Origin of the sequence: Sabulibacter ruber, from assembly GCF_017355955.1 — a bacterium.
GTDB lineage: Bacteria > Bacteroidota > Bacteroidia > Cytophagales > Hymenobacteraceae > Nibribacter > Nibribacter ruber_A.
The window spans coordinates 1-318 of record NZ_JAFFID010000062.1 but is presented as its reverse complement, the minus strand read 5'-3'; the positions used below and the strand labels follow the sequence as shown (position 1 = coordinate 318).

Here is a 318-nt window from a genome sequence, read left to right as displayed (position 1 = left end):
GACGCCGGAGGTGACCATCGGCTTCTCCGGGTCGAAGGGCACGCCGTTCTTGTTGCAGGTCATGCCGGCGCGCTCCATGGCCGCCTCGGCGATCTTGCCGGTCAGCTTCTTGGGCCGCAGGTCCACCAGCACGATGTGGCTGTCCGTACCGCCCGACACGATGTCGAGCCCCCCGGCGACCAGCCGCCCGGCCAGCGCCCGGGCGTTGTCCACCACGGCCCGGGCGTAGGCCTTGAACTCCGGCTGGAGCGCCTCGCCGAAGGCCACGGCCTTTGCGGCGACGACGTGCATCAGCGGCCCGCCCTGGAGGCCGGGGAA

General features: G+C 72.0%; 1 pseudogene. It reads right to left on the bottom strand.

Features of this window, described 5'->3' with window-relative positions:
- Nucleotides 1-318 (bottom strand): annotated as a pseudogene (gene glyA / locus JT719_RS24455) (serine hydroxymethyltransferase); the annotation flags it as partial.